Here is a 6,649-nt window from a genome sequence, read left to right as displayed (position 1 = left end):
GACGTTGAAATCCGCGCTGCCCGCGGTAACAAGCTGACCGCCAAGAGCTGGCTGACCGAAGCGCCGCTGCGCATGCTGATGAACAACCTCGACCCGGAAGTCGCCGAGAACCCGAAAGAACTGGTGGTTTACGGTGGTATCGGTCGTGCTGCGCGTAACTGGGAGTGCTACGACAAGATCGTCGAAAGCCTGACCAACCTGAACGACGACGAAACCCTGCTGGTGCAGTCGGGCAAGCCGGTCGGCGTGTTCAAGACCCACAGCAACGCGCCGCGCGTGCTGATCGCCAACTCCAACCTGGTGCCACACTGGGCCACCTGGGAACACTTCAACGAACTGGACGCCAAGGGCCTGGCCATGTACGGCCAGATGACCGCCGGCAGCTGGATCTACATCGGTAGCCAGGGCATCGTCCAGGGCACCTACGAAACCTTCGTCGAGGCCGGTCGCCAGCACTACAACGACAACCTGACCGGCAAGTGGGTCTTGACCGCCGGTCTGGGCGGCATGGGCGGTGCCCAGCCGTTGGCCGCCACCCTGGCCGGCGCGTGCTCGCTGAACATCGAATGCCAGCAGGTCAGCATCGATTTCCGCCTGAAAACCCGTTATGTCGACGAGCAAGCCAAAGACCTCGATGACGCCCTGGCGCGTATCGCCAAGTACACCAAGGAAGGCAAGGCGATCTCCATCGCCCTGTGCGGCAACGCCGCTGAAATCCTTCCGGAACTGGTACGTCGCGGCGTGCGTCCGGACATGGTCACCGACCAGACCAGCGCCCACGACCCGCTCAACGGCTACCTGCCGGCCGGCTGGACCTGGGACGAATACCGCGCGCGCGCCAAGACCGAGCCGGCCGCTGTGGTAAAAGCCGCCAAGCAGTCGATGGCCGTGCACGTCAAAGCGATGCTGGACTTCCAGAAAATGGGCGTGCCGACCTTCGACTACGGCAACAACATCCGTCAGATGGCGCAGGAAGAGGGCGTGGAAAACGCCTTCGACTTCCCGGGCTTCGTACCGGCCTACATCCGTCCACTGTTCTGCCGTGGCATCGGCCCGTTCCGCTGGGCGGCACTGTCGGGCAACGCCGAAGACATCTACAAGACCGACGCCAAGGTCAAGGAACTGATCCCGGACGACGCTCACCTGCACAACTGGCTGGATATGGCGCGCGAGCGCATCAGCTTCCAGGGCCTGCCGGCGCGTATCTGCTGGGTTGGCCTGGGCCTGCGCGCCAAGCTGGGCCTGGCGTTCAACGAAATGGTGCGCAGCGGTGAGCTGTCGGCGCCGATCGTGATCGGTCGCGACCACCTGGACTCCGGCTCGGTATCGAGCCCGAACCGCGAAACCGAATCGATGCAGGACGGTTCCGACGCCGTCTCCGACTGGCCGCTGCTCAACGCCCTGCTCAACACCGCGAGCGGCGCGACCTGGGTGTCCCTGCACCACGGCGGCGGCGTCGGCATGGGCTTCTCCCAGCACTCGGGCATGGTGATTGTCTGCGACGGTACTGACGAAGCGGCTGAGCGTATCGCTCGCGTGCTGCACAACGACCCGGCCACTGGTGTCATGCGCCACGCCGATGCCGGTTACCAGATCGCCATCGACTGCGCCAAGGAACAAGGGCTGAACCTGCCGATGATTACCGGCAAATAAGAAACATGCGGGCTGCCTGTGATGGTGGCCCAACGCAACTCTGTAGGAGCGAGGCTTGCCCGCGAACCGCGGTGTGTCAGTTTTGACGCCTTCGCGGGCAAGCCTCGCTCCTACAGGGTGGGTTAAATGATTATCAGGAATTTAAGGAACTCGAACATGACCACTTTGAACCTCATCCCAGGCCAACTGAGCCTCGCCCAACTGCGTGCCATCTACCAGCAGCCGGTTAAGTTGACCCTCGACAACAGCGCTTCGGCGCAAATCGAAGCCAGCGTGGCCTGTGTGGAGCAGATCATCGCCGAGAATCGTACGGCGTATGGCATCAACACCGGTTTCGGCCTGCTGGCCTCGACCCGCATCGCCAGCGAAGACCTGGAAAACCTGCAGCGTTCGCTGGTGCTGTCCCACGCCGCCGGTGTCGGCGAGCCGGTCAGCGATGAGCTGTGCCGCCTGATCATGGTGCTCAAGGTCAACAGCCTGAGCCGTGGTTTCTCCGGCATCCGCCGCAAAGTCATCGATGCGCTGATCTCGCTGATCAACGCCGAAGTCTATCCACACATCCCGCTCAAGGGCTCGGTCGGTGCTTCCGGTGACCTGGCGCCATTGGCCCACATGTCGCTGGTGCTGTTGGGCGAAGGCAAGGCGCGTTACAAGGGCCAGTGGCTGCCAGCCACCGAAGCATTGGCCGTGGCCGGTCTGGAACCTTTGACCCTGGCCGCGAAAGAAGGCCTGGCGCTGCTCAACGGTACGCAGGTATCCACCGCATTCGCCCTGCGTGGCCTGTTCGAAGGTGAAGACCTGTTCGCCGGTGCCCTGGCCGTAGGCGGCCTGACCGTCGAGGCGGTACTGGGTTCGCGCTCGCCATTCGATGCACGCATCCACGCGGCCCGTGGCCAGAAAGGCCAGATCGATACCGCTGCCGCTTATCGCCACCTGCTGGGCGAGCGTAGCGAAGTGTCCGACTCCCACGAGAACTGCGGGAAGGTCCAGGATCCGTACTCCCTGCGTTGCCAGCCGCAAGTCATGGGCGCCTGCCTGACCCAGTTCCGCCAGGCCGCCGAGGTGCTGGTGATCGAAGCCAACGCCGTGTCGGACAACCCGCTGGTGTTCGCCGCCGAAGGCGACGTGATTTCCGGCGGCAACTTCCACGCCGAGCCGGTGGCCATGGCCGCCGACAATATGGCATTGGCCATCTCCGAAATCGGTTCGCTGAGCGAGCGCCGTATTTCGCTGATGATGGACAAGCACATGTCGCAGCTGCCGCCGTTCCTGGTGGCTAACGGTGGTGTGAACTCCGGTTTCATGATCGCCCAGGTGACTGCCGCGGCACTGGCCAGCGAGAACAAGGCCCTGGCCCATCCGCATTCGGTGGACAGCCTGCCGACCTCCGCCAACCAGGAAGACCACGTGTCCATGGCCCCGGCCGCGGGCAAGCGTCTGTGGGAAATGGCTGAAAACACCCGTGGCATCCTCGCCGTGGAATGGCTTGCAGCCTGCCAGGGCCTGGACTTGCGCGAAGGGCTCAAGACCACCGCCAAGCTGGAGCAGGCCCGCAATACCCTGCGCGACAAAGTGGCGTACTACGAGAAAGACCGTTTCTTCGCGCCGGACATCGACGCCGCAAGCCAATTGCTGGCTTCCCGTTGCCTGAATGAGCTGGTACCGACGAAGTTGCTGCCTAGCCTGTAATGGCCCCATCGCGAGCAGGCTCGCTTCCACAGGTTCTGCGTAATGCCTGTGGGAGCGAGCCTGCTCGCGATTCGATTTTGCGTCGATAAGAACAACTAAGGACGAGAAATGCAAGTGCACGCAACAGGTTTGAAACGCGGGCTATCGGCCCGACATATTCGCTTCATGGCGCTGGGGTCGGCGATCGGCACCGGGCTGTTTTATGGTTCTGCATCGGCCATCCAGATGGCCGGCCCGGCGGTGCTGCTGGCCTATCTGATCGGCGGCGCGGCGGTTTACATGGTCATGCGCGCCCTCGGTGAGATGGCCGTGCACAACCCGGTCGCAGGCTCCTTCGGCCAGTACGCCAGTACGTACCTGGGGCCGATGGCCGGTTTCATTCTCGGTTGGACGTACGCGTTCGAGATGGTCATCGTCGGCATGGCCGACGTGACGGCCTTCGGCATCTATATGGGGTTCTGGTTCCCGGAAGTCGCGCGCTGGATCTGGGTGCTCGGCATCGTGTTCGTGATCGGCGGCCTGAACCTGTGCACGGTGAAGGTGTTCGGTGAAATGGAATTCTGGATGTCGCTGCTCAAGGTCGCCGCCATCATCGCGATGATCCTCGGCGGCTTCGGCATCATGGCCTTCGGCATCGGCACTTCGACCGCGGAACACGCCACCGGCTTCAGCAATCTGTGGACCCAGGGCGGTTTCATGCCCAACGGCATCGGCGGCCTGATCGCTTCGTTCGCGGTGGTGATGTTTGCGTTCGGCGGCATCGAGATCATCGGCGTGACCGCCGGTGAAGCCAAGGACCCGCAGCATGTCCTGCCCAGGGCGATCAACGCGGTTCCGCTGCGGATTCTGCTGTTCTACGTGCTGACCCTGTTGGTGTTGATGGCGATCTTCCCTTGGCAGCAGATCGGCAGCAACGGCAGCCCGTTCGTGCAGATCTTCAACAACCTGGGCATCAGCTCGGCAGCCACCATCCTCAACATCGTGGTGATCTCCTCGGCGATCTCGGCGATCAACAGTGACATCTTCGGTGCCGGGCGCATGCTGTTCGGTCTGTCCCGCCAAGGCCACGCGCCGAAGGCTTTCGGGCAGCTGTCGCGTCATGGCGTGCCGTGGATGACAGTGGTGGTGATGAGCGCCGCGTTGCTCGGTGGCGTGCTGTTGAACTACCTGATCCCCGAGAACGTGTTTGTGCTGATTGCATCGATCGCGACCTTCGCCACCGTCTGGGTCTGGCTGATGATCCTGCTGACCCAGGTGGCCATGCGTCGCTCCATGAGTGCCGAACAGGTTGCGCAGCTGAAGTTCCCGGTGCCGTTCTGGCCCTATGCGCCCATGGCCGCGATTGTTTTCATGGCGTTCATTTTCGGCGTGCTGGGTTACTTCCCGGACACCCAGGCGGCGTTGATCGTTGGCGTGGTGTGGATTGCCTTGCTGGTGGTGGCTTATCTGCTGTGGGTCAAGCCTGCGGCGGGGCAGGTGGCGGCTGAAGTTTCAACCCGTTGAACCCGACCGTGGCGAGGGGATAATCCCCCTCGCCACAATCAAGGCAAGGGCAGGGCGGCCGCCTGTTCAAGCCTTGGGCAACACCCCTCTCTGCCTGGCGACATGCGTCGCCAGTGCATCCATCAAATCCGGCGACAAACAGTCATACGTCTCAAGGCCGAGCGCGTGCAGGCGCTCACGGATGGCTTTCATCTGCGCCGGCGGCGTACCGGTTTCGATCACGGACGACACAAAGGCCGCAAAGCCCGGCGCGCACCATCCGCGCTGGGGTGAGAGTTCGGTGTGGACGAAGTCCAGGCCATAAAACGCATGATCCTTGTTCTCGATGCGCCCGAACAGATGGGTGTGACATTGCTTGCAGGCATGGCGCTGGATGGTCGCGGTTTCGTCGACGATCGCCAGTTTTTCACCGTGGGCGGTGACACTGACCTTATCCCGGGGCACCACGGCAATCACGGAGAAAATCGCGCCCTGGGGTTTCCAGCACTTGCTGCAACCGCAGGCGTGGTTATGCAGGGTTTGTGCGTCGATCCTGACCTCGACCTTGTCGGTCGCGCACAGGCATTGCAGGGTGCCGCCCGTAAAATTCGCAGCGGCAGGTTCGAAACCCTTGTCCGGTACAGCGCTGTCCAGCACAGGGTGCAGCTTCACGGTACTCACGTTGGCGTCTCCTTTGAGGGTCAGACAAGGGTGTCTGAGGGCCGGGTGGTTCAACCAGTATAGGGCCCGCTTTCTACCCCGATGCGTGAGTTGCCGGAGTCCCCTGTCAGCTGTCCCGGTGAGCGCCATTGACCGGCAGGCGGCTGCCCAGGCGATAGCGCGAGGAAGGATGGATCAAGCGCACATAAGTCACGATCTTGCTCTGATACCAGGTCCGGCGCATGAGCACCAGGCAGGGCTCGTTGATGTCGATTTGCAGGTATTTGCTTTCGTCGCTGCTGGGATGACTGGCCTCGACGATGTGCTCCATTTCATCGGGCCGCAGGACTTGCAGCAGATACATGGCAGGTTGCAGGTTGGCGCCAAAGTCCTGCTGGAGAAGGTCCGGAATCATCTCGGGATTGACGTAGCGATCCTCGAGCTGCACCGGGATGCCTTCTTCACTGTGCACACAGATCAAGTGAAACACTGAAGCACCGGTGGGCAGCGACAGCGCGGCCGCCACCGGCATCGAGGCGACTTCGCGCCGCAGGTGCAAGACCTTGCATGTGTAGCTGTGTCCCCGCGCGATGATCTCGTCGCCGATGTTGGTGATTCGCAGCAGGTTCGATTGTGGCTTGCTTTCGGCGACGAAGGTCCCCACACCCGAAATTCGTACCAAATGGCCTTCTTCGGTCAGTTCGCGCAAGGCACGGTTGACCGTCATGCGTGACATGCCCAGCTCCTGCACCAACTGGTTCTCTGAAGGAATCAGGTCTCCGGCTTTCCAGACGCCCGCGCTAAGCTGGCCTTGCACGTAGTCCTTCGCACGCTGGTAGCGCGCTTGCGGTGCATTTTTAATCATCAGTCGATCCGTGTTTCTTGTGCGGCAAGAACGCTTGCCAGAGCGTGGAGTAATGGTTCGTTATGCCATAGCTTACGATGAATGGCCGCAAGTGCCGAGAACATCCAGCTTCAGGGCGCGCAGACTACGCCTGCCGACAGGAAAACGCGCTGTATTTTCATGAATCCGGACAGGGCTGAGGAGATAGGCTGCCGGCCCCGATCAGGGAATGATGCTGCGCCGCCCACTCAACTGACAGCGAGACAATCGGTGCTCACAAATGTGACGGATGTGGATCTGCGTCTGTTGCACAGACGAAAT

The 6,649-nt window shown here is 62.0% G+C and carries 5 protein-coding genes; 3 read left to right on the top strand and 2 right to left on the bottom strand.

All coding sequences use genetic code 11. The annotated features are described in order from the left end of the window. The 3 genes from hutU to ACQKP2_RS23030 all read left to right on the top strand — a co-directional run. Positions 1–1,653 (top strand): urocanate hydratase (gene hutU, locus ACQKP2_RS23040; RefSeq protein WP_427579736.1); only part of this gene is annotated, 1,653 nt, incomplete at its 5' end. 156 nt (positions 1,654–1,809) lie between these two features. Continuing rightward, positions 1,810–3,342: a histidine ammonia-lyase gene (gene hutH, locus ACQKP2_RS23035; RefSeq protein WP_427579734.1), complete on the top strand. Its 1,533-nt coding sequence runs from the start codon at positions 1,810–1,812 to the stop codon at positions 3,340–3,342. A gap of 108 nt (positions 3,343–3,450) precedes the next feature. Continuing rightward, positions 3,451–4,845, top strand: a complete 1,395-nt coding sequence (locus tag ACQKP2_RS23030; protein ID WP_427579733.1) for an amino acid permease — start codon at positions 3,451–3,453, stop codon at positions 4,843–4,845. 66 nt (positions 4,846–4,911) lie between these two features. On the opposite strand, the gene gfa is transcribed toward ACQKP2_RS23030, so the two are convergent. Together gfa and hutC are read right to left on the bottom strand one after the other, a co-directional pair. Next, the gene (gene gfa, locus ACQKP2_RS23025) at positions 4,912–5,505 is read right to left on the bottom strand and encodes an S-(hydroxymethyl)glutathione synthase (protein WP_427579731.1); all 594 of its coding nucleotides are present in this window, start codon (positions 5,503–5,505) and stop codon (positions 4,912–4,914) included. A gap of 106 nt (positions 5,506–5,611) precedes the next feature. Continuing rightward, entirely contained in the window at positions 5,612–6,349 is a 738-nt protein-coding gene (gene hutC, locus ACQKP2_RS23020) for a histidine utilization repressor (RefSeq protein WP_427579729.1), read from the bottom strand. Positions 6,350–6,649 lie beyond the last annotated feature (300 nt).

This window comes from Pseudomonas sp. NPDC089569 (assembly GCF_050280625.1).
In the GTDB taxonomy this organism is placed as follows: Bacteria; Pseudomonadota; Gammaproteobacteria; order Pseudomonadales; family Pseudomonadaceae; genus Aquipseudomonas.
This window is presented reverse-complemented; position numbering and strand designations above follow the sequence as displayed.